Origin of the sequence: Sphingomonas tagetis, assembly GCF_024211275.1 — a bacterium.
In the GTDB taxonomy this organism is placed as follows: domain Bacteria; phylum Pseudomonadota; class Alphaproteobacteria; order Sphingomonadales; family Sphingomonadaceae; genus Sphingomonas; species Sphingomonas tagetis.
Window position 1 is genome coordinate 221,531 of the sequence record NZ_JAMLDX010000006.1, and the last position, 20,896, is coordinate 242,426.

Consider the following 20,896-nt stretch of genomic DNA (forward strand, 5'->3'; position numbering starts at 1 on the left):
TGCTCTCGCCCGAAAGGCTGGAAGGCGACTGCTTCTCGTAGGCTCGACTGGGCGGTATCATTTTGGCAAAGCCCGCATAGATCGGCGCATCCTTGCCCGTCGAGTCATCAAAGGGGAACCTTCCATCATATACGAGGGCTCAGACGCTTCGACCTCGCCATTGGTCTCCTCGACGGTCCCTGACTGGGGCCGGGAAACGAAGCGCCTGTGGCAATGGTACCCCTCCCGCTCGCTAATGGCAGCGATCCGGGCCTGGCAGGGCGCTGCCGGGCCGCTTGCCCCGCTCAAACGATCGCTCGCCAAGTGGCGACACCGCTTCTGGTCGATCGTCACAGGGGCTGACATCCCGATCGATTGCCGGATCGAGGGAGGTTTGCTGCTTCCCCACCCCAATGGCGTCGTCATCGCGCCGGACGCACATATCGGGCCCAATTGCCTCCTGTTCCAGCAAGTGACCATCGGTAACGACGGAAGCGGGGTTCCGACGCTGGAGGGGCATGTCGATGTCGGCGCTGGCGCCAAGCTGATTGGCGCGATCCGGATCGGGGCACATGCGCGCATCGGGGCCAACGCCGTCGTCATGTGCGACGTGCCAGCCTATGCAATCGCAGTCGGCGTTCCGGCGCGAGTGCTCGGCGGGCAATCGTCGTCGAACAGCGACTCATAGGATGCAAGCGGGTCCCAGCTTGGAAACAGGTCGGCAAGCAGGCGATCGACTGCGGCGGGGTAGCTGTATGCCCGGTCAAGAAATTGTGCGGCCTGCACGCGTCCGCCATTTGATAGCCTGAGATGAAGCTCGGGGTCCGACGCCAAGGCTTCCAGCGCGTCGGCATAACTTGCAGGGTCGTCCGGCTGCGCCTCGAGGATCGCACCATCGAGAACATCGAGCGCGCTGCTCACGCGGCTGGTAACAATCGCCAAGCCCGCCAGCGCTGCTTCGGCGCAGACCATCGGCATTCCTTCGCCGATGGCCGTTTTCGATGGCACGACGAGTACATCGGCGTTGCGGTAGCGCTCCAGGATCTGCGGACGGTCGAGCCTGCCGTGCATCTGTATGATATCGTCCACTCTCGCCCGCCCTGCCGCCTCAGCCAAGCGCACCCGCGCCGGACCGTCGCCGCAAATATCGACTTGCAACGGCCGCATCAGACGCTGGCGAAGCAGCGAAACCGTCTGGACGAGGTCGAACACGCCTTTCGATTCCTCGATCCGGCCAACGAACAGGATGCGAAACGCGTCCCCGCGGCCGCTCGATCGTCCATCGAACCCCGCAGCACGAAATTGTGCCCGCCACTGGTGGAAGGGCGCGGTGGCGCCGGAGTCGATGAATTGTCGCTGGCACTCCGGAGAGCAACCGATGGCTCCCTTGACCGCGTGGCGTATTCCCCAGGAGTCGAGCGACCGCATCAATCGCGCCTTACCCCCCTGCGGCGGCGCGCCAGCCGGCCAACGGACATTGTGGAAATTGATCGCGACAGGCACGCCGAACAGCCGGAAGATGGGCATCATGAAATAGGGAACGGTGCCCGAATCCAACATTGCAAGATTAGCGCGCGCGCGACGCGCCTTCAGCGCGAGACGAAACGCATAAGCCAGATGGCCGAGATAATGGCGCAGCCCCGGCGCCCCGTCCCAGCGACGCGGCACATTCTCGACCACCAACTTGCCCCACCGAAATCTTGCGGGCTCCGGAAAGGACGACGTCGTCACCGCTTCAATTCCACGAGTTTGCAGATAACGGAATAACTGGAACGAAAAGGCAATACTGGTCTCGCTGAGCACGTCCCGTTGCCCCGCGGCAACGTTGTGCGCGACACCGACTAGGTCGGAGGGACCGAGCGCGGCAAACAGTCGCAGGCTTTTGCTCATGCGCCGGCTGCGTCCAGCGCCTCGACGATCCCGCGTCGGATCAGCGTCTCCCTGTCCGCCACAGGCCGCCAATCAAGCGCAATCTGAGTCTCGCTGCTGTCATAATAGGCGGCATGCGAGCGGCAGCGCCAGTCATGGACGCTGGGCCAACGCCGGTTGGGGTGGCGAACGATGTTCTTCGCTATTTCCTTGAACATGTCGGCAAGCCAGTAGCGATGGGCCGATCGAGGCTCGCCTGAGGTAGCGTTGTTGCCGTACGCCTTGAGCGCCTCCACATAGTCCCGCGCGGAAAGCAAAGGCGGTCCCGTCACCAGCAACGATCTCCCAGCAATCCCCTCACGGTCCTTGGCGATGACCAGCGCATCGACGACATCGTCGACCAGGACCAGCGGGAGCTTGTTGCGGCCATCGCCCCAATATTGCACTTTTCCGGGCCCGAGAAACCGCCCGACGCCGAGATGCGCAGGTGGGCTGCCCGCACCGATCACGATGCCCGGCCGCAGGATCACATATTCCAGGCCCGCCTCTTCGGCCCTCGCGCGGACCTCCGCCTCCGCCGCGGCCTTCGACCGCGCGTAGAAATTTCGCCGCCAAATGGCGGGATCGAGCGGTGTTTCATTGTCGATGCGGTCGCGCGAATGGCCAGAAGCGTATGAGTCGATCGTCCCGGTATAGATGAAACGGCGCACGCCTGCCGCTGCGGCCGCAGCAACAAGCGTGCGCGTCGGCTTGACATCGCCTTCGACGTAGTCCTGCCAACGCCGTCCCTCCGTCTTGGCGAGGTGATAGACGCAATCGATACCCTCGACAGCGCGCGCGGCTGTCGCCGTGTCGCCATGCGAACCTTCCATCACCTCAACCGGAAGCCCTGCGAACAGCACCTGCGCCGATCGCCGGGCGCGGGTGAGAATACGCACGCGCTCGCCGCGCGCCACGAGTGACTGGACAAGCCGGCGTCCGATAAAGCCAGTGCCGCCGACGACGAGGACATTGGGCGCGACCAAGAGCGGCGCAGTGTCAGGCTCTTCGATGGCGGCGCCCGACCCGCCGGCACCGGCGGCTTCGACGATGGCCTGGCAGAGAGCGATAACGCGCGTGCCCAACATGGGATCGTGGCGCCGGTCCACCACTTGCGCAGCGTAAAAGGCCCAGATGCTGCGCGCCACCGATTCTTCGAAGGGGTTGGCCCAAGGCCGCTTGCGAAGCGCCAGCAGGATCCGCCGGGTCAGCTCGCGCGCCGCCCCCTTTGACGCTTGTCCGATTGCGCGCGTCGATTCATAGGTATCGAAGATTGGATTGTCATTGAACGAACGGTCGATCCAGCCGATGTCCCGGCCAAAGTCATAGCGCGCGCTGCCTGCCGTACCGCGCAACGTGATCGAGCGATCGGCATGCCCTGCGGACAGGCTCAAGTTGAGCCCGACCGAGGCAGACCCACTTTCGCCCAGCGCGTGCCAATGGCGCCAGGCGCGCCGGCCACCCGGCAGATCGATCGGGCGCCCGACATGCGCATTGACGATCTCCACATCCCCCAGCAGATCGAGCACGAAAGCGAGCAAATGGGGCGCCAGCTCGAACAGGAGATTGGCCGGCGCATCGAGCATCCAAGCGTCGAACGGGCCGTGGCGGAGCAGCGGCAAGTCGAACAGCCAGTCGAGCGAGAGATGATCAATCGCGCCGAGCGAGCGACCATGCACCGCCTCACGAATCGGTTGATACCCTCTCGCGAACAGGAAATTGTGATTCACGCCGAGCTTCAAATTCCGGTTTGCAGCAAGTGCCGCAAGCTCCTCGCAGGCGCGCGCATCCAAACCCATCGGCTTCTCGAGAAAAACCGATTTGCCGGCCTCGAGCATCATCTTGGCAGCCGGGACATGCATGGCTGGCGGGAGCAGAATGTGCACCAGATCGCACGTCGAGGACGCCAATTCTTCGAGGCTGCTTACCGCCTGGTCAAACCCGAACTGCCGAGCTGCGACTTGCGCCCGTGCCAATGAAGCGTCAGCGACCATTGTGAGACGCGCCGACGTCGCTTTGGCCGCAAGGGCGTGGCTTTTAAGGATATAGCCTGCACCGGCCATCCCGATACGCTTGAACTCGCTGTTTAACATCTCCCGAATCCGACTCCGTTCGTCGCGCGAAATAATATGGCCATTGGACACCCGCTCTGGCTCGCAATGGCGCACCGCACGCCATGCGCCAAGTCTTTGCTACGACGTCGCTTCCCATTTTGACGCGCGGTGCTGACGCGCTCAAGCGCGCGTGTGCCACGCTGGCGGTGATCGGCCCGCATCAAGCGACGTGCCATGGGGCTGCACATCGTGCTTCAACGGCCACAAGCCGGCGCGGAACAGGCCGGACAGCTCGTGGGGAGGATGGCGGCCGGAGGGCGCCATTCCGATCATGCTGCGCAGCGCCCAAATCGACTTGCCGGCAAGCCAGCAAAGATTGACTAGCGCTGCCCCAAATCGCCCGCGGGTACGCGCGAAATAACGAAGGCGCGAACAATACCAATAATCGGGCAACGGCCGCGGTGGACCAGCAACACCCACGCCGGTCGATGCGCCGCCGACGTGCACGACAGCGCTGGCCGGTTCGTGCAGGACATGCCACCCGGCCTCGTGCAACCTGTGCATGAGATCGACCTCCTCGAAATAGAGGAAGAAGCCCTCATCGAACACGCCGACCTGCCGCAACGCCTCCGCCCTGAACATAACGCTGGCGCCGGTAACCCAATCGACACGGGTGCGCTCGGTCGGATCCAGCCGCAACGGCATGATACCGAACAGGCGATTTATGCCGGCGGTATCCGCACCCCGTGCGAATTCGGATGCCGCGGACGGAAACCGAAACGCTGCACCAAGAAGCGAGCCCTCGTGGTCAACAAGCCGGCTTCCGACGGCAGCGGCTTGGGCGTCTGCATCGAGCGCCTCAACAAGGCGCTTTATGGCGCCTGGGCGAACCACGGCGTCAGGGTTGAGCAAATAGATGTAGTCCGGCGGCGACGGCACACACAGAATCTCGCGAATGGCCTGATTGTTGGCCCAGCCAAAACCGCCATTTACGTCAAGCGCGCGCAGGCACACCCAATCGCGCAGGTCCGGCCGGGTAATAAACTCGGCAATTCGGGCCGCCGAACCATCTGCTGACCCGCCATCGACGACCATCGCAAAAAGCCGGGGCAATGCCGCGCGCTCCGCCGCCAGAGCCTCCAGGTTCTCGGCCACGAGTTCGGGTGTTCGGTAGTTTACGATAATGACAGCGACAGGATTGGGCGCACTCATGCCCGACTGAGACACGTTGCAACGCGTCCATGTCAAGGACCTGATCGCCGTTGGCGACGCAGAGCACGCCGCAAGTTCCACCAATGTCATCGAACCGAGCTCGCGACGGCGGGCCGTCGATGTCCCACATTCTGCGCTGGTTAAGGTACCCGGCCCGCTTTCCCCGCGACTTCGAGTGCATTTACCACGAAAAAATGCATCATTAAGCGACAAGTCCGTGAATGTGGGTACTAGTATCGCTTGATAGTTCAACTAAACGGCTTTGGGCGGAACACGATCGAGAAATCATGCAACTGGCGTATCTGGTAAATCAGTATCCCGCCGTTAGTCACAGCTTCGTTCGGCGGGAAATACTCGCGATCGAGGCGCTGGGGCACTCGGTAAGCAGATTTTCGATTCGTGCTCCTCAGCGCGATCTACCTGACGCGCGCGACCGGCAGGAAGCGCTCAAGACTGCTACAATCCTGTCGGGCAATTCTGCTGGCCTCGCAGCTGCTGCAATTCAGCGTTTGCTTCGGCATCCCCGCCGCGTTTTAACGGCCTTTCGCCAGACCCGATCCGCGCCTGGCCGAGCAGGTCTGGTCCGACGCATCGCATATGTGGCCGAGGGCATCTGGCTGGGGCGTGAACTCGAGCGCGCCGGCGTACAGCATTTGCACGCTCATTTCGGCACCAATCCAGCGGCAGTTGCGCGCGTCGCTCATCTGGTGAGCGGCATTTCTTACAGCTTCACCGTTCATGGCCCCGACGAGTTTGACGAGCCGGCGCATATCGACCTGCCCGGCAAGATCGCGGATGCAAGCTTCGTCGTCGCGATCAGCGACTATGGCCGCAGCCAGCTCTGCCGCTGGTCCAAGCTCGCGGACTGGCACAAGATCGTCGTCGTTCGCTGCGGATTGGACATCGACCAGTTCGACCAGTTTGCCGCCGAGAACGAAAACGAACGCGACCTTGATCTGTGCACCATCGCGCGATTGGCCCCGCAAAAGGGCTTGCCGATACTGATCGAAGCGCTGGGGTCCCTCGCGCGAGCCGGACGTCGTCCAAATCTCACCATCATAGGCGATGGGCCGTTACGGGATGAGCTGGAAGCGCAAGCGCGAAATCACGGCGTGGCGGATCAAGTGCGATTCTTGGGCGCGCGAGACGGCGCCACCGTGACGGAGGTCCTCACGCGTTCGAAGATCATGGTACTCCCAAGCTTCGCGGAAGGCTTGCCGGTGGTGATTATGGAGGCCTACGCCTGCGGAACGCCGGTCGCCACCACGGCAATCGCGGGCATACCCGAGTTGGTCGATCGCAGCTGCGGCTGGCTCATTCCGCCTGGCTCGGCCGAAGCGCTTGCCGCCGCGATTACCGCTGGCCTGGACAGCTCGATCGCCCAACGCCAGCAACTGAGCGCAGTCGGACAGGCACGAGTTCGTGATTTGCACGACGTACGCAAGAACGCAAAACAGCTGGTCGGGCATGTCGAGGCGGCGCTGCAATGATCACGATCATCGCTCTTCTTTGTGCGCTTCCGTTCATCCTGGTCTCGACTACGCTCGCGATCGAGCTCGCCTTCGGCGCAGCGCCGGCCCGCCGGAGCGCGGTTGAGCAGGGTCATCAACCGTTTTCGGCGACCATTCTGATACCGGCACATGATGAGGAACGCGCGATCCGCGCCACACTGGATCAAATCCGGGCGGTTGCCGGACCCCGATTCCACACGCTGGTAGTGGCCGACAATTGCAGCGATGCCACCGCGCAAATCGCCCGGGCCGCGGGTGTCGAGGTGATCGAGCGGCACGACGTTGATCACCGCGGCAAGGGCTTCGCGCTAGCGTTCGGTCGCGAGCGACTCGCGGCCAGTCCTCCGGACTGCGTGATCATCCTCGATGCGGACACGTCACCACGCACCGGTGCGCTGGAGGCGCTCGTGTCGATGGCCCTGGATTGCGGTGCACCGGCGCAGGCCGCATATTACATCGAGGCAACTGAATCGTCGTCGGCCATGGCGCGCTTCTCCGCCGTCTCTTTCTATGTGAAGAACGTTGTGCGCCAGCTCGGCCTCGCGCGGATGGGTGCGCCCGCAATTCTGACCGGGTCAGGAATGGCATTTCCGTGGCCCAATTTCGCCGCGCTGCCGCTCGAGACGGGCCATGTCACCGAGGATCTGATGCTTGGCGTCGAAAGCTGCCTGGACGGGCACGCGCCGCGGTTCGTGCCCAATGCTGAAATTGTCGGGCAGGCGAGTTCAGACCAAGGCACTGGCATCCAGCGCCGCCGTTGGGAGTCAGGCTTTTTCGACACGGCACGCAACTATGTTCCCCGCCTGCTCAACACGACCTTCGAGCGAATGAGCGCGAGGTTGCTATGGCTCGCATTGCACCTTTGCACCCCTCCGCTCCTGCTATTGCTCGCGCTCGATTGCATCGCGCTCGTGCCGTTGGCCGCTTTGTGGCTGCTAGGCGAGTCCGTGTTCCCGATGCTGGCGCTGGCGCTTGCTGCTGGCTTACTGCTTGTAATGCTCGGAATCGCGACCACCCTTCACGGGTACCGGTTGCGTCTGGGCGATCTCATCGCTGTGCCCGGCTATCTGCTCTGGAAGCTCGCCGTATCGCTCAAGGCTCTCGTCAGCCGCGAGCGGACCTGGATCAGGACGACGCGCGAATGACGAAACGACAGTCAAGGGTCCCACGCTGATGGATATGCCGTCAGACGCCGCCTTCCACGCCCATCGCCGTGCTCCGGAGATGCTGCCCGTTGCGTCGGCGCTGCTGCGGGCGCTGGAGGCCGCGGCCGCCAGTGCTGCAGGTATCGTGACGCTTCTGCTGTTTGCGGAGAGTCTCGACCTGCTGCCGGTCGATCAATATTTGCGCGTCGCCTTGCTCGCCAGCGTTATCTATGCGCTCGTTGCCGAACTTACCGGCTGCTACGACATGCAAATTCTATTCTCGGCAAGGTCAGGGTGGACGCGCGTTTTGGCAGCATGGACGGTGTCTGCCGCAACGTTGCTCGTCATCGCCTTCTTCCTCAAAACCTCTCAGGATTTTTCGCGCAGTTGGACCTTGATCTGGTTCGCCTCCGCCGGATGCTGCCTGTGTCTGGTCCGCGCCGCCGGGACGGGGTGGCTGCGACGGATGCGGCGCCGCGGCCTGCTCAACCAGCGCGTTGTCATCTTTGGCTCCGGAATCGCCTGCGACAGGCTGACGCGCTACATCCGGTCCAACGCCAATCTGATGATCGACCTGCTCGGCTATTACGACGATCGCAGCGTTGCGCGCGCGGGCGAGACGGTTCCGGAGCTTCGCTATCTCGGCAATCTCGACAATTTGCTCAAAGCGATTCAGCTCGGCCAGGTCGATCAAGTGATCATCGCGCTGCCGTCTGTGAACGAGCGGCGGCTGCGGGAGATCATAGATGGCCTCGCCATGCTTCCGGTGCTTACCCGCTTGGCGCCATATGTGCCGGAGATGGCGCTGACCGCACACTCGCTGGTCTACCTTGGCGATCTCCCCCTGGTTACCTTGTTCGAGCGTCCGATCAGCGGGCTGGATCAAATCATCAAGCGGCTGGAAGATCTTGTTCTGGCGAGCTTTCTGCTCGTGCTGTTCTTCCCTCTCTTCGTTTTGGTGGCGCTTGCGATCAAGATCGACTCGCCAGGAAGCGTTTTCTTCCGACAGCCGCGAGAAGGATTCAACCAGAACGTCTTCGCGATCTGGAAATTTCGCACGATGCGCACGAGCGCGCTGCAGTTTGAAGACGTCCGTCAGGCCACACGCAATGACACTCGGGTGACGCGCGTTGGACGGCTGCTACGAATGACCAGCATCGACGAACTCCCGCAATTGCTGAACGTGCTCAGCGGCGAGATGTCCCTGGTCGGACCCCGCCCCCACGCATCGTCCACCAAGGTTGGTGGCACTCGCTTCGCCGAAGTCGCAGCAAATTATGCGGCACGTCACCGGGTCAAGCCTGGCATGACCGGCTGGGCTCAGGTCAATGGCTGGCGCGGCGAGACCGATACCGAGCAAAAGCTTGTGAAGCGCATCGAGTTCGACCTCTTTTACATCGAGAATTGGTCGATAGCATTTGATCTTTACATACTCGTTCGAACGATTGCCGCGGTCGCTGCCGCACGGGCTGCATATTGAATTACGAACGAAAAGACCTGGTATGCCCCGTGTGACCCTCATCATGACGGCGACGATCCGTCCGCCGGCAAATGCCCCCGGTGTCACCCGGCTGGACCCGTGGGTTCGCCTGTCGGACTATGAGCAAGCGCTGGCTTTCTACCTGCCATTCCTTGGTTATGGGCTCGACGCTATTTGCTTCGCCGAGAATTCGGGCTTTGATCTTGGGACGCTCAAGGCTCTCGCCACGCGCGCCGGGGCGTCCAAGAAAGTTCTCTTCACCAATCAAGCTGAACTCGATTTCCCACCGCAGTATGGCCGTTGCTACGGGGAGGCGGCGCTGCTTGATCGGGCGATGGACGAACTCTCCGATCAGCCGGGCGCCGCCGATGCGCTTTTCTGGAAGGTCACGGGCAGATACAAGGTGCTTAATCTGCAGCGAATGATGCGGACGCGTCCGAGCACCGCCGATCTATATGTGGACCTGCGCAAACGCGGCCTACAAAATTGGGCGGACCTGCGAATAATGTCCTGGTCGCTCAAGGGCTATAACAGCGTAATTCGAGACATGGCGCCCCTGATTCGCGAGGACCTCAACGACGGCCGTCCCGGAGAAGAGGCCGCCTATCAGGTCATGCGGCAGCGAATTGCGCGACGCGAGCTGCAAGCAGCAGTCTCGTTTGCGACCGAGCCCCTTATCGATGGTGTGAGAGCCTTCGACGAGAGAAACTGGATGGCCGGGCGGCAGCGGGCGGTTTATTATATGCGCAACCTACAGCGAGCGCTCCTGGGGCGTGTCCTGGTCTAACGCGCACAAAAAATGCCGGGCGCAAGCCCGGCATTCTAAGTGCATTATGCTCCGGTCTTAAGCGAACACGACCTTGGCGCGGCGGCGGCGCGAACGGATCGCCATGCCTGCAAGTCCGAAGCCAAGCAGCATCATCGCCCAAGTCGAGCTTTCCGGGACCGCGAAGACGACGTTGTCGACTTCTGCCGAGTTGAAAGCGCTGCGGATACGAATGCCGCTGATCAATGCATCGCCCTCGCTACGCGCGAACGTGATCCGCCGATTGGTATTCGGAATTTCCTGATCGCCATTGGCCGGCGTCGTGAATGCCCAGCCTTCCCAGCTTCCGATGACGTTTCCAACCGCATCCAGCAGATCGACGCCATTGAACGCATCGATCGAACCCAGGAAAATGCTGACGGTGTTGTAGCCAACAGTTGCATTCGCCAGGGTTGCCGCGCCACCAGCGGCCACGGAGAGGTAACGGCTGCCATCGCTGAACGCCGGCTCGGCCGAAGTGGCGGTGTCACCCGTAATGAGCTGAACCAGCGGGCCGCCGGAGAGCGTGAAGCCGGCAGGAAGCGCTCCGTTGAAGTTGATTGTCGCATTACCGGCAGGTGCTGCAAACGAGGCCGCCGACCCGGGCGTGGTAAAGAAACTGGCCGCGTTGGCTGAACCAGCAACTAGGCTGGCGGCGAGCGCGGCAGCCGCACAAAGCATCTTCATCTTCATGACACTGATCCCCTTTAAACTGTGATGTTGCATGATCCAGCGAATCTCACGAGTCCGCGAGCCACGGATCGTGTTAACGGAAAATTCACCGAACGGCAAAGGGTTCCGGCGTAACTTTGCCACTTTTTTGAATCACTTGCCCTGTTTTGGGACATGTCCGTCAGACTCGGCTGCTTCGCACGATTTTGCCTGATTTCCTATCGTTGCGGCGCCCAATCGGCCGGCTTCTCCGCGGTTCGCCCTGCTCGCCTTCAAGGGTCGCACGCATAACCCGGCCCCGGGCGATGGATCGCACAGGCAAGCAGATGTTGAGGGCGTGAGCAGCCAGGTTGATCCGAGTCGCACGTGTCGCGCCGAGCTACAGCCGATTCGTCACCTTATTTGCAATGGAAGCGGAGAGGTCGCAGTCAGGTTCAGGCTTCTACCAGCGCGGTCACGATCAGTTCGTGAGGCGGACTAAAGCTCCGGAACAGCTCTTTTACCGTCCTGTTGAACGGTGGCAGATCCAGTTCGACGCCACGACCCCTTCCACTGGCCCAGTGAAACCGGATGCCGGCGCCCACGGCCTTGTCGGGATTGGGCTTACCTTCCGGGAACTCCGGCTGCCCTTCAGTCACGATCACCCGGCTTCCTGCCAGATTTGCCAAAGCGGACGCGATCTCGAGATTGGACAAGTGCTGGAACACCTGGCGAACTAGAAAGATATCGGCCGGCGGCGGCTTGTCGGTCACGATGTCGAGCACCTCGAAAGCCATTTTCTCGGAGCCAAGATGCCGGCTATGATGTTCGATCAGTGGCCGAACGACATCGAAGCCTAAATATCGTGCGTCGGGAACCAGTTGCATCAACGCGGTGCCGATCTGACAGTCGCCGCATCCGATGTCACCGATCACCAACGGTCGGTCAAGACCATCCTGCAGCTCCCTCAAATACGTGCCCACGAGTTGTACATATTCATCAGCGGCACTCCCGCGGGAGCCCGCTCCGGAGTAGAAGAGCTCCCCCTCAGCCCTACCCCATTTCCCTCCGGCATAAACGCCTTCGAAAACGGCCTGCCGCTCAGCGGATATCCTTCCCGATGACTTGGCAATCTTGTTCAGGCGACTCAATTGAAGTCGTCCTTGATGGACGAGATAGTGCCGGACGCGACCTCGCCCTCCCAACATAGTGACTACTCCATTTGATCCGACAGCCCGGGATGAGCATGATGATATCAGAGACGGCAAAACGACGCGGCGTGCAGCCATTCTCAGCAACACGGCATGTGATCATGTCATCCCCAGAGATTAGCTTGGACACCACTACCGTCAACCGAAAGTCACACACACGCTGGCCCGCCAGCCCCCAGAACCTGCGACAACCCTTGGCCGTAGCGACACCCGCAAGTCTGAAGGCGTTTCGCCGAACCGATGAAGATCGGTCCGGAAATTTACCTGGTCCAGGTCTCCATCTGTATGCAGGATCTATATGCAGGGAAGGCATTGGCAGGTGCTACGCCGGGACTGGGACAATCCGCTTTCAAGGTGGACGGCCAAGCTCGGTCGTCCCATTTGGAAACGACAACCGCCGCCGAAGGTCTATGCGTGAGAGCGACGGGCGATCCGCACCCTCAAGAGATTCCGGTCGATTTTGGTTGCGCCTCCCGATAGGCTGATGCTGGGCAAATCTCGAAGGCACCGTTATCCACATCACCGATTCACATGGGTCCCCTGCCAAGGACCAATGGTCTGCAGATCAGCCACAGGCGGAGAATATTGCGTCAGCGGGCGATCTCGATCATCCGCCGGGAAATGGCTTCCCGGCACGCGCCTCGTCACGCCGGATCGCTGAGATTTGGACAAGTTTCCGCCGCGCTCCAATCTTCTGGCTCGCGCTTGCGGCACTGGTGCTGCCAACCTTCATTCAAATCGCGATACAGGATTGGGGAACCGATCAGGCCGCGCATGCGCCAATTGTCCTCGCTACCGCGATTTGGATCTTCGCGAGAGATGGAGCGCGAGCACGAAGGCTTGCACGTCCCCCCAGCATAGCGGCCGCGCTTGTCGCGCTGCTGCCTTGGCTCCTTCTATATGCAGCCGCCAAAATCACCGGCCTGCTCGAGGTGCGGGGTCTCGCGATTTACGGTGCCCTGATCGCAATACTTTACGGAACGGGTGGTGTTCCAGTATTACGCAGCCTCTGGTTCCCGCTGCTGTACGCCATTTTCCTGATTCCCATACCCGAATCGGTCATCGATACGCTCACCCAACCGGTCAAACTGATGATTTCCCAGGCTGCGTTGGCGACTCTGTCCGTGTTCGGCTATCCGGTCGCGAGCTCCGGCGTCAGCATCTATATCGGCCAGTTCGAACTATTGATCGCCGCCGCTTGCGCAGGTCTCAATTCATTGATCAGTCTTACGGCAATCGGCATCTTCTATGCATATTTGCAGCATCGGGCGAGCTGGATATATACAGCTGCGCTTGTTGCGGTGATTTTTCCAATCGCGATTTTTGCCAATTTCATGAGGGTGCTGACCCTGGTCCTCGTGACCTACCATTTCGGCGAGGCGACAGCGCAGGATTTCCTCCACGAAGCCGCAGGACTCTTCATGTTCGCTGTCGCCCTCTTGACGATCTTCGCGATCGACACAGCCGCGCGCGCAGCGCTGCGGCGCCGATCGGCTCGCCATGACTGAAACCGACCTCGCTCGCCGTAGGCTAATAATGGGCACCGCGCTGTTGGCCACCGTAGGCTTTTCGGAGCTGTACACGCCGCGGCGATCTGCGGCACCGCTGTCTGACAAAAAGTTCGACGCACTTTTCCCCACCAAGCTGGCCCGATGGCAGTATCTCTCGGCGTCGGGTCTCATCCTTCCACCCCAGGACCAACTCTCGCGGACGCTGTACGAGCAGCTTCTGACCCGCGTCTATTCAGCAGCCGATGCTGCCGCCGTGATGCTGGTGCTTGCTTACAGCAGCGTTCAAGAAGGCCGACTCCAGGTGCACCGTCCCGAGGTCTGCTATCCCGCAGCTGGGTTTAGAATCTTGAGCAATGAAGTGAAATATGTGCCGCTTGGCCAGGGCCGCATGCTGCCCGCGCGATTCCTAGTTGCCGAACGCGAGGACAGGCGCGAATGCATCATCTATTGGACGCGGGTCGGCGACGCCCTGCCTACCCGATGGCGGGACCAAAGGATCGCCATGGCAAAGAGTAACCTGCAAGGTTACATTCCCGATGGGCTGCTGGGACGTGCATCCATCATCTCTATGGACGCTGCCGCGGCCTGGGAGGAACTCGTTTCGTTTATCAACGCGTTGCTTGACACAGCGCCGGTGGCGGGACGGCGGCTGCTGATTGGAACAATATAGAACGCGTCATGCGCGTCCCGGCCAGGGCCCTACCTTGAGAAAATAGGCCACATATGCAGCGGATGCGACAAGGACCATGATGGCCAGAAGATCCATCCCCTCATTGCCCAGATAGTTGGCAAGCGCGCACCCGATAGCGGGCGGCGCATAATGGATGGGGTTATCGCGCGACGATTCGTCCGGCATGGAACGCTGCAGGAACAGCACGACCAGTCCGGCGAAGAACCCGACAGTGAGCCAATCATAGACAGTTTGCACTTGGCGCTCCTCTCAAGCTATCTTGGCGTGTGATAACAAGCAGGTAAATACAAATTCAGCGGCCCCTGTGGGTCAATGAGGAACACCGGGGGTTCAAGTGAAGATCAGCGCACCAGTTTTCTCGCTAGCCATCCTGCTGGCGCTCGGCGGATGCGATCGTAAGGCGACAGGGCAGGTCGTCGCTGTGGTAAACGGGGAGGAGCTCACGCTGTCCGACCTGAACACCGAGATAAAGGCTGCGGGCCCCGCCGCATCGGGCGGCGCGCCGGAGACGGTGCGCGAGGCGGCCCTCCAGCGGCTTATTGATCGCAAGATCCTTGTGCAGGAGGCGAAGAAGCGTGGCATCGAGAAGCAGCCCGACTTCCTTCAGGCTGAACGGCGCGGTCGCGAGGATGTGCTGATCAATATGCTGGCCGAACAGGTCACTCGCAACATCCCGGTCCCGACACCGAAGGATGCAGATGCCCATATCGCCGCTCATCCCGAACAGTTTGCGCAGCGCGTCAAGTACAATGTAGACCAGATTCAGTTCCCAACGCCGACGGACCGTTCTCGCCTCAAGGCGCTCGAAGCAGCGCACGACATGGCCGCTGTCGAGACGACGCTGGCGAAGATGAACATCAAGTTCACACGCCAGGCAGCCGCGATGGACTCGCTTACGACCCCGCCCGAGCTGATCAAGCGCGTTCTGACCTTGCCGCCCGGCGAACCTTTCGTGATCGCCGGTGGTCCAACAATCTATGTCAGCGTGCTGACCGGCAAGGTTCCGGCACCTTTGGTCGGAGATGAAGCCCGCGCCGTCGCGGCGGAGATTTTGCGCCGAAAAGCAATCGGATCAGCCGCGCAAACGCAGGTCAAACAGGCCCGGACCGCCGCTAAAATCGATTATCAGCCCGGCTTTGCGCCGAAAGCAGCGCCCAAAAAATAGAGGCCGCAACAGAGGATTTGTGCGCCGGGTTGCCCGGGCCTAGCCGTCCGTGTTGGTAGGGCCGGTCGCGCCGTCGCGCGCACGGTCGCGCCACCAAAGCTGGAAAATCTTCGGTCCGTCGATCAGGTAGCGCCGCCAGAACCTCCGCGGGTTGCTACCCAGCCGAAAGAGCCACTCAAGGCCAGCCTTTTGAAACAGCACCGGCGCTCTTACCTGCTCGCCGGTCAGGAAGTCGAGCGATGCGCCGATGCACAGACCGATGCCGGTCGCCCCGGTCCGGCTTGCGATCCTGTGCGCAAGAAGCTCTTGTTGTGGGGAGCCTACCGCGATCAATGTAAAACTGGCCATGCATGCCGCTGCGAAGTCGGCCGCCTCATCCATTGCCGCACGATCGTGGAGCAGCCCCATCGGCGGGCGGTGCTGGCATATCTCGACGCCGGGATAGCGCTTGCGCAGTTGCTTCGGCATTTCAATCGAGCCGCCAATCACGGCGATGTTTGTGCCCGGCGGTAGTTGATCGAACAAGGCCTGCGTCAAATCGCTGCCCGCCACCACCGGGAGGAACTGCTTGCGCAGCTTCGCCAGCGCGGCAAGGATTCGACTGTCGCAACACCGCCACGCGGCCGCCTCATAAGCTCGCCAAAGCGCATTGTGATGGACAGCCCGCTCGTCGTGAAGCCGCACCATATGATCAACATTGGGTGTTACGAGATATGCGAACGGGGCGCCTGGAGGACGCGCGCACAATCTTGCAAGCAACTCTGGCTGGCGCAGTGCGTCGAAATTCAGCCCTAGAAATTCGATTGTATCCTCGCCATCAGTCATCAGGATGCAAAAAACTCCTCAGCGGCGCTGGCGCCTCCTTCCTCCGGGTCCACGCTATAGTCGATGGATTTGCCGGAAAGCCTGCCTAAGAACTCGGTCGCCCGCGTGACGCATCCGGTGTCACCGGTGGACGCACATGCATCCCGACGAAGTTTCCACCCTGCGCGCGAAAGCGGGTTTCTCGCCACAAAGTCCTTGGTCAAGGATAATACCATCCCCAACTTGGATTTATCGGTCAAGTAGGACACGGAATATTGAAGCTTATCGACCTCGTCACTAAGGTTCCTGCTCGCGTTGACAACTGCCCGGTCCGCTGCCGATACTTCCCCTTGCGCTCGATAAATTGCAGCCAGCAGCTCGTGCCCCTCGGATAGCGCGGGGCTGTCCGCAACGACAACGCGGACATCACGCAACGCCGCGTCAAGCGCCTTTCGATCGAACGCGTCCCATGCACGGACCAGTAACGCCCAAGGCTGTCGCTCTTCTATCGCCAAAACGGCCTGCGCGCGTCGGATCGCCTCCGATCGGTGCCCTGTCGCAAAAAGCGCCGCGGCCAGAGCGCCCTGGCCGTCGACATTGTCAATTCGAACGTCAGTTGCCCGCTCGTCACCAAGAATTCCTAATACGAGATCGGCTCGACCCATGCGATTGCACATCTCGGCGAGCGCCAAGCGAACCCATTTCTTTCCACCAATTGCACTGTCGGCGGTCAACATCTCCGGTGCGACCGCGCCGTTCATCCACATTGCAACGATAGCGCTGCGGCGCGTGGCTCCCGTGTCCGGCTTCATTGCCTGTAGGACGCGTCCGCCCCGCGCGACGTCGCCGGCAGCGTAGAGGCTACGCGCATAATCCAGTTGGTTAATTTCATCCGGCTGCAGCCTGGCGATCCGACCGGTCACGATGACCATATTCCGTATATCCGCAGTCTTGCGGTAGATACGCCGCAACTGACGTAATACGTCGATACTGTTCGTATCACGTCTGAACGGTTCCTGCAGAAGACTGGCGGCCTCAGCATAGTCACCGTCGCGGTAGGCAATCATGCTTTTGATCGTAAAGCCCAACTCGCTTGTGGGATCATTCTTCAGGACCTCTGCAGCGAGACGCCCGGCGTCTGCGGCACGGCCTAGGCCGAGCGCCGCGAAAGCCTGCAAAACTAGTGCATTGGGCTCGCCTGGTGTCAGAAGCAGAACCTGTCCAGCATAGTCCTCCGCTTCGCCATATTGCCCGGCCGCCAGCGAAAGCTGGCTCAACGAGAAAAGCGCTTCCCGGTTGCTGGGATCTTGATCGAGAGCGTTACGATATGCGGCATAGGCACCGGGAGCGTCGCGTAGCGCCATCTTGGCCCGACCCAGCAACAGCCAGAGACCGGGCAGGTCGTCGCGTTCCCGAAGCGCATAGTCGAGCTGCGTGACCGCTTCACGATATCGCCCACCGTCAAGCAACTGCTGCGCCTGGGCTCCAGCTGCGGCCGCACGCTCCGCCGGCGAGCTGCATGCCGACATTGAGAGAGCTGCGCCGCCCAGGCAGAAAGCGCCAAGAATGTGAGATGTTCGCATGGGCCGCTCATGAATAAGTATAGCTTGGTTGTCCGCCGGGGACCGCAATCGCTTCTGTCCTGCTTCTGTCACGGAATAGTGGGACGACGCCGGCAGCCAGTGCTCATCGGCGCGGCCTCACCGCGGCGCCCTTATATTCGATGATCCGGAAGCCCCCCGTCCGCGCATTCCACAAATATCTGCAAAGACCGACGGCATTGGCAAGCTTGCTGAGCAGGCCGAAACCCATGCCGATATTTGCCTCGGCCCGAGTACGCCCACCGCGAAGAAGGCTTCGCCGGATGCGCAGGGCCAGCACAAGATAGCCGGCGGTACAAACCAGCAGCGACGCGCCCCGACTGGGCCAGGCGAGAATCAAAGCCCCTGCAGGCAAGACGATGCCCCAGAACAGCGTGCTGAAAAACTCGCGGCGACAATCGCGCACTGCCGATCGCCCGTTAAGCGCGAAACGTTGAGCAAGCGCGTGTCCCGCGCGGACCGAACGTCGCCACCACGCACCAAAATGCCTAATCCCGTTATCGTGGGTTGCCATTTCAGCATCGATCTTCACGACACGAAAGCCAGCGAGCGAAATGCGCACGCCCAGCTCGGAGTCCTCGCCCGCAATCATCTCGGCATTGAAGCCTCCCACAACACGCAGTGCCGAGACACGGGCGCACATGATGCCTCCAAGATTTCCAAAGTCACGAATCTCCCCAACATCTGATGACCACTCGAGCATGCTGAGCTTCGAGTAGATGCTCGAGCCCGGAGCCTGCTCGCGCAAATGTCCGACGACGATCGCGATGTCCGGATCGCCAAGCATCAGGTTGGCGGCGATCCCCGGAAAATCGCTACACAGCACACAGTCGCCGTCGAGAAATTGGACGAAGTCAGTTTCCGGGTGGCGGGCATCAAGCCATTCCAGCCCGGCATTGCGCCCACGCGCGGCCGAAAGCATCGGCGGCGAACTCAGTGACAAAACCTCGATGCCAGCCTTTCTGGCCACAGCAACGCTGTCGTCGGACGACGCGCTATCGACATACACGACCGGCGCGTCGGCGCCTTGTGCCGATGCCAGCGCTTCGGCGAGCGATGCCGCTTCGTTTCTTCCAATGACGATTGTCGCGAGCATGATCCCCGCCTTGCTTTCTCTTTAACCGCTTGACGCCCATCCCCGGCCATGGGGTCCGACCGGCCCATGCCGCACACATATATGGCCGGCGATTAACACTATCCTTACCCTATTGCGACTAGCCCGACACCGACGCGAATGGAGCAACGTCGATGTCCCTGCAGGCGACACTGCAACTTGACCAGAGGTCGGCGAGCCGGCACGCGATGAGGCAAGACGCGACCCTGCGCGACCTGGCTCGCAAACCTCACGACGTTCAGATCGATGATCTTTCGCGCACGGGGTGTCACATCGCGACCCTGCTCGCTCTTCCGATCGGCGTGGTGCTGAACATCGGAATTCCGCAAATCGGGGTTCATGCGCTTCGCGTGGTTCGAGAAACGGAGGGGGGCTATGGCTGCGCCTTCGAGACTTCACTTGCCGAATCTGATCTGCGCATTGCGCTTGCGGCCGAAGCAAACAACGTCGCCGTCCCTTTTGGGGAACACCAAGCGCCAGCCACGCAGCGCGAACGGCTGACGCCGCCTGGGCTGATCGGCGCCGGCATTCTACTTGCCATAGCTGTGTCCTGGGCGATCACCTACCTGCTGCTGAGGGTGATCGGTATAAGCTGATCCGCGGACGCGAGATGCTACAGACTGCGCCAGGAGCCTGGCGCATGAGACCACAGCGCCCGCAATCGATCCCTGCGCTTTTGTGCGATGGATCAGTGGGCCGTGATCGCCTCAGCTTTGCGGCGCCGCACGCGCAATGCACCACCCACGCCTGCAAAGCCCAACAGCATCATCGCCCAAGTCGCCGGCTCCGGCACCGCTCCAACAAGTTCCGTGACCTTGATCGAGGCGATCTTGAAGCCGTCGTCGCGATCGCTGATGAGTGCGGCGCCCACAAGCCACTTGGTCGAAACACCAGTGGCACCAATCGGGACATAGCCGTTGCCGCCCGTACCGCCAACCTCCGTCCAGACGGACGGAACATTGTCGTAAAGCGTCAGGTTCGAGTTGAGCGCGCCGGCGTTGTAATAAGCCAGGTCGTTGTCTTTGCTCGATGAATATCCCATCGTATAGCTGTAGAGCGACACGCCCGTCAGCGAGACCGCACGGTCGAACTCCAGCATTACGAAATCGACATAGCCGTTAACATTGTCGATCTGGTGATAGTAGCTGCCGCCGCTGGAGTCGCCGAGCCCGGTAACACCGAGCCCGGTTCCATAGGCGCCCACATACGCCTTGGTAATGTCGTTGTTGGACAGGTTCGCCTGCCAGCCCGTCACCTTCATTGTCAGCGAGCCGCTCGTGAAGTTGAACGCGTTGCCATAGCCGCCGTTAACGCTCGAATTGCCAGTCGTGTTGAATGTGTAAATCACGTCTGCGGCAAGCGCCGGCGCCGCCAGGAAGAGTGATGCCATTCCGGCAAGTGTCGCTACGATCCGCATGATGCCCCGCTTCCGATTCGCTCGATTCGTTTCAAACGATCCTATGCTGAGTCGCTACTCGCCAGCAACTAAGGTTGCCACCTCGGTAACCATCTTCCAATAAAATGAAGAAGATACTGAAAAGGAACAATATTCCTTGCCGGACAAGCCTCGGCGTCCCGAATCAACACAATCTGCCTTGGGCGCTTCCACTTCATCATCCGTCCGATGGCGCTAATCTGCTCCTCTCTCATCGCGGAATATCCCATGCCGCTCCGCCATCCGCTGGCGGTAGAACGCGGTTTCGCGACGCCGCTGACGGGCAATCCGCCGACCCGGTGCATGATAGCGAGCCAAAGCGAGGGAACCGACAAGGAGCCCCCCCAGACCCAACATCATAAAAATAATCTGCAATGAGAACTCCATCACGCTACCTTCTACCGGGAGCCGCAGCTCGCAGCGGGCAATACATCGCCCTCGTCTTCAATCAGATCTGCTGGTGACAAGAAGCAGGGCATCTAGCAAAGCATGCAGCAGCCCCTCACAAAAGCTCCATGCCGTACCGATTTAGCTTAAGGCAGGTCACAATGGGCGCCGCCCTCCTGAGTCCGAAACAGCTGCTCCATAACGAGACACCGTCACCGTCTGACCGGCCCCG

The 20,896-nt window shown here is 61.1% G+C and carries 19 protein-coding genes; 9 read left to right on the forward strand and 10 right to left on the reverse strand.

All coding sequences use genetic code 11. From position 1 onward, the window contains the following. Positions 1-235: 235 nt before the first annotated feature. Positions 236-667 carry a serine O-acetyltransferase gene (locus M9978_RS10315; RefSeq protein WP_254292952.1) on the forward strand — a complete coding sequence of 144 codons (432 nt, stop codon included), beginning with the start codon at positions 236-238 and terminating at the stop codon, positions 665-667. Here M9978_RS10315 and M9978_RS10320 read toward each other — a convergent pair. The 3 genes from M9978_RS10320 to M9978_RS10330 all read right to left on the reverse strand — a co-directional run bounded on the left by M9978_RS10320 (position 598) and on the right by M9978_RS10330 (position 5,153). Further along, positions 598-1,869: a glycosyltransferase family 4 protein gene (locus tag M9978_RS10320; RefSeq protein WP_254292953.1), complete on the reverse strand. Its 1,272-nt coding sequence runs from the start codon at positions 1,867-1,869 to the stop codon at positions 598-600. The two genes, M9978_RS10315 and M9978_RS10320, sit on opposite strands and share 70 nt — an antisense overlap. Beyond that, positions 1,866-4,055 (reverse strand): NAD-dependent epimerase/dehydratase family protein, encoded by a 2,190-nt coding sequence (locus M9978_RS10325; RefSeq protein ID WP_254292954.1) that lies wholly within the window; start codon positions 4,053-4,055, stop codon positions 1,866-1,868. The genes M9978_RS10320 and M9978_RS10325 overlap by 4 nt, the downstream gene beginning before the upstream one ends. A 66-nt stretch (positions 4,056-4,121) precedes the next feature. Continuing rightward, positions 4,122-5,153, reverse strand: coding sequence for a glycosyltransferase family 2 protein (locus M9978_RS10330; RefSeq protein WP_254292955.1), 1,032 nt, complete (start codon positions 5,151-5,153; stop codon positions 4,122-4,124). A gap of 287 nt (positions 5,154-5,440) precedes the next feature. On the opposite strand from M9978_RS10330, the gene M9978_RS10335 reads away from it, so the two are divergent. Genes M9978_RS10335 through M9978_RS10350 form a run of 4 tightly spaced genes read left to right on the forward strand, consistent with a single transcriptional unit; the run spans position 5,441 to position 10,076 of the window. Next, positions 5,441-6,643: a glycosyltransferase family 4 protein gene (locus M9978_RS10335; protein WP_254292956.1), complete on the forward strand. Its 1,203-nt coding sequence runs from the start codon at positions 5,441-5,443 to the stop codon at positions 6,641-6,643. Further along, positions 6,640-7,809: a glycosyltransferase family 2 protein gene (locus M9978_RS10340; RefSeq protein ID WP_254292957.1), complete on the forward strand. Its 1,170-nt coding sequence runs from the start codon at positions 6,640-6,642 to the stop codon at positions 7,807-7,809. The genes M9978_RS10335 and M9978_RS10340 overlap by 4 nt, the downstream gene beginning before the upstream one ends. A 28-nt stretch (positions 7,810-7,837) precedes the next feature. Further along, on the forward strand, positions 7,838-9,289 hold the full coding sequence (locus M9978_RS10345) for an undecaprenyl-phosphate glucose phosphotransferase (protein ID WP_254292958.1): 1,452 nt from the start codon (positions 7,838-7,840) through the stop codon (positions 9,287-9,289). A gap of 43 nt (positions 9,290-9,332) precedes the next feature. Continuing rightward, positions 9,333-10,076, forward strand: a complete 744-nt coding sequence (locus M9978_RS10350; RefSeq protein WP_254292959.1) for a hypothetical protein — start codon at positions 9,333-9,335, stop codon at positions 10,074-10,076. A 57-nt stretch (positions 10,077-10,133) separates the two neighbouring features. Here the strand turns inward: M9978_RS10350 and M9978_RS10355 are convergent, their stop codons facing one another. Together M9978_RS10355 and M9978_RS10360 are read right to left on the reverse strand one after the other, a co-directional pair. Continuing rightward, positions 10,134-10,787, reverse strand: coding sequence for a PEPxxWA-CTERM sorting domain-containing protein (locus M9978_RS10355; protein WP_254292960.1), 654 nt, complete (start codon positions 10,785-10,787; stop codon positions 10,134-10,136). A gap of 413 nt (positions 10,788-11,200) precedes the next feature. Then, the gene (locus M9978_RS10360) at positions 11,201-11,896 is read right to left on the reverse strand and encodes a class I SAM-dependent methyltransferase (RefSeq protein WP_254292961.1); all 696 of its coding nucleotides are present in this window, start codon (positions 11,894-11,896) and stop codon (positions 11,201-11,203) included. 749 nt (positions 11,897-12,645) lie between these two features. On the opposite strand from M9978_RS10360, the gene xrtV reads away from it, so the two are divergent. Both xrtV and epsI read left to right on the forward strand, forming a co-directional pair. Beyond that, complete coding sequence (gene xrtV, locus M9978_RS10365; RefSeq protein ID WP_367305071.1) at positions 12,646-13,464, forward strand: exosortase V; 819 nt, start codon at positions 12,646-12,648, stop codon at positions 13,462-13,464. Beyond that, positions 13,457-14,137 (forward strand): exosortase-associated protein EpsI, V-type, encoded by a 681-nt coding sequence (epsI, locus tag M9978_RS10370; RefSeq protein ID WP_367305070.1) that lies wholly within the window; start codon positions 13,457-13,459, stop codon positions 14,135-14,137. Before xrtV ends, epsI begins: the two co-directional genes overlap by 8 nt. 6 nt (positions 14,138-14,143) lie before the next feature. On the opposite strand, the gene M9978_RS10375 is transcribed toward epsI, so the two are convergent. Continuing rightward, the gene (locus tag M9978_RS10375; RefSeq protein ID WP_254292964.1) at positions 14,144-14,395 is read right to left on the reverse strand and encodes an XrtV sorting system accessory protein; all 252 of its coding nucleotides are present in this window, start codon (positions 14,393-14,395) and stop codon (positions 14,144-14,146) included. Between the two features lie 97 nt (positions 14,396-14,492). On the opposite strand from M9978_RS10375, the gene M9978_RS10380 reads away from it, so the two are divergent. Beyond that, the gene (locus M9978_RS10380) at positions 14,493-15,323 is read left to right on the forward strand and encodes a SurA N-terminal domain-containing protein (RefSeq protein WP_254292965.1); all 831 of its coding nucleotides are present in this window, start codon (positions 14,493-14,495) and stop codon (positions 15,321-15,323) included. Between the two features lie 39 nt (positions 15,324-15,362). On the opposite strand, the gene M9978_RS10385 is transcribed toward M9978_RS10380, so the two are convergent. From M9978_RS10385 to M9978_RS10395, 3 genes are all read right to left on the reverse strand, one after another. After that, positions 15,363-16,148 carry a WecB/TagA/CpsF family glycosyltransferase gene (locus M9978_RS10385; RefSeq protein ID WP_254292966.1) on the reverse strand — a complete coding sequence of 262 codons (786 nt, stop codon included), beginning with the start codon at positions 16,146-16,148 and terminating at the stop codon, positions 15,363-15,365. Continuing rightward, entirely contained in the window at positions 16,148-17,656 is a 1,509-nt protein-coding gene (locus M9978_RS10390; RefSeq protein ID WP_254292967.1) for a tetratricopeptide repeat protein, read from the reverse strand. Before M9978_RS10390 ends, M9978_RS10385 begins: the two co-directional genes overlap by 1 nt. Before the next feature lie 157 nt (positions 17,657-17,813). Further along, positions 17,814-18,824, reverse strand: coding sequence for a glycosyltransferase family 2 protein (locus tag M9978_RS10395; protein ID WP_254292968.1), 1,011 nt, complete (start codon positions 18,822-18,824; stop codon positions 17,814-17,816). A 152-nt stretch (positions 18,825-18,976) separates the two neighbouring features. Between M9978_RS10395 and M9978_RS10400 the strand changes: the two genes are divergently transcribed. Then, complete coding sequence (locus tag M9978_RS10400; protein WP_254292969.1) at positions 18,977-19,438, forward strand: PilZ domain-containing protein; 462 nt, start codon at positions 18,977-18,979, stop codon at positions 19,436-19,438. Between the two features lie 92 nt (positions 19,439-19,530). Here M9978_RS10400 and M9978_RS10405 read toward each other — a convergent pair whose 3' ends face one another. Continuing rightward, entirely contained in the window at positions 19,531-20,259 is a 729-nt protein-coding gene (locus M9978_RS10405) for a PEPxxWA-CTERM sorting domain-containing protein (protein ID WP_254292970.1), read from the reverse strand. Between the last annotated feature and the right edge of the window lie 637 nt (positions 20,260-20,896).

Coding starts and splice junctions, on each gene's coding strand:
- M9978_RS10315 (WP_254292952.1), top strand. CDS start 236: ATGGCAGCGATCCGGGCCTGGCAGGGCGCTGCCGGGCCGCTTGCCCCG.
- M9978_RS10320 (WP_254292953.1), bottom strand. CDS start 1,869: ATGAGCAAAAGCCTGCGACTGTTTGCCGCGCTCGGTCCCTCCGACCTA.
- M9978_RS10330 (WP_254292955.1), bottom strand. CDS start 5,153: ATGAGTGCGCCCAATCCTGTCGCTGTCATTATCGTAAACTACCGAACA.
- M9978_RS10335 (WP_254292956.1), top strand. CDS start 5,441: ATGCAACTGGCGTATCTGGTAAATCAGTATCCCGCCGTTAGTCACAGC.
- M9978_RS10340 (WP_254292957.1), top strand. CDS start 6,640: ATGATCACGATCATCGCTCTTCTTTGTGCGCTTCCGTTCATCCTGGTC.
- M9978_RS10345 (WP_254292958.1), top strand. CDS start 7,838: ATGGATATGCCGTCAGACGCCGCCTTCCACGCCCATCGCCGTGCTCCG.
- M9978_RS10350 (WP_254292959.1), top strand. CDS start 9,333: ATGACGGCGACGATCCGTCCGCCGGCAAATGCCCCCGGTGTCACCCGG.
- M9978_RS10355 (WP_254292960.1), bottom strand. CDS start 10,787: ATGAAGATGAAGATGCTTTGTGCGGCTGCCGCGCTCGCCGCCAGCCTA.
- epsI (WP_367305070.1), top strand. CDS start 13,457: ATGACTGAAACCGACCTCGCTCGCCGTAGGCTAATAATGGGCACCGCG.
- M9978_RS10385 (WP_254292966.1), bottom strand. CDS start 16,148: ATGACTGATGGCGAGGATACAATCGAATTTCTAGGGCTGAATTTCGAC.
- M9978_RS10390 (WP_254292967.1), bottom strand. CDS start 17,656: ATGTCGGCATGCAGCTCGCCGGCGGAGCGTGCGGCCGCAGCTGGAGCC.
- M9978_RS10395 (WP_254292968.1), bottom strand. CDS start 18,824: ATGCTCGCGACAATCGTCATTGGAAGAAACGAAGCGGCATCGCTCGCC.
- M9978_RS10400 (WP_254292969.1), top strand. CDS start 18,977: ATGTCCCTGCAGGCGACACTGCAACTTGACCAGAGGTCGGCGAGCCGG.
- M9978_RS10405 (WP_254292970.1), bottom strand. CDS start 20,259: ATGCGGATCGTAGCGACACTTGCCGGAATGGCATCACTCTTCCTGGCG.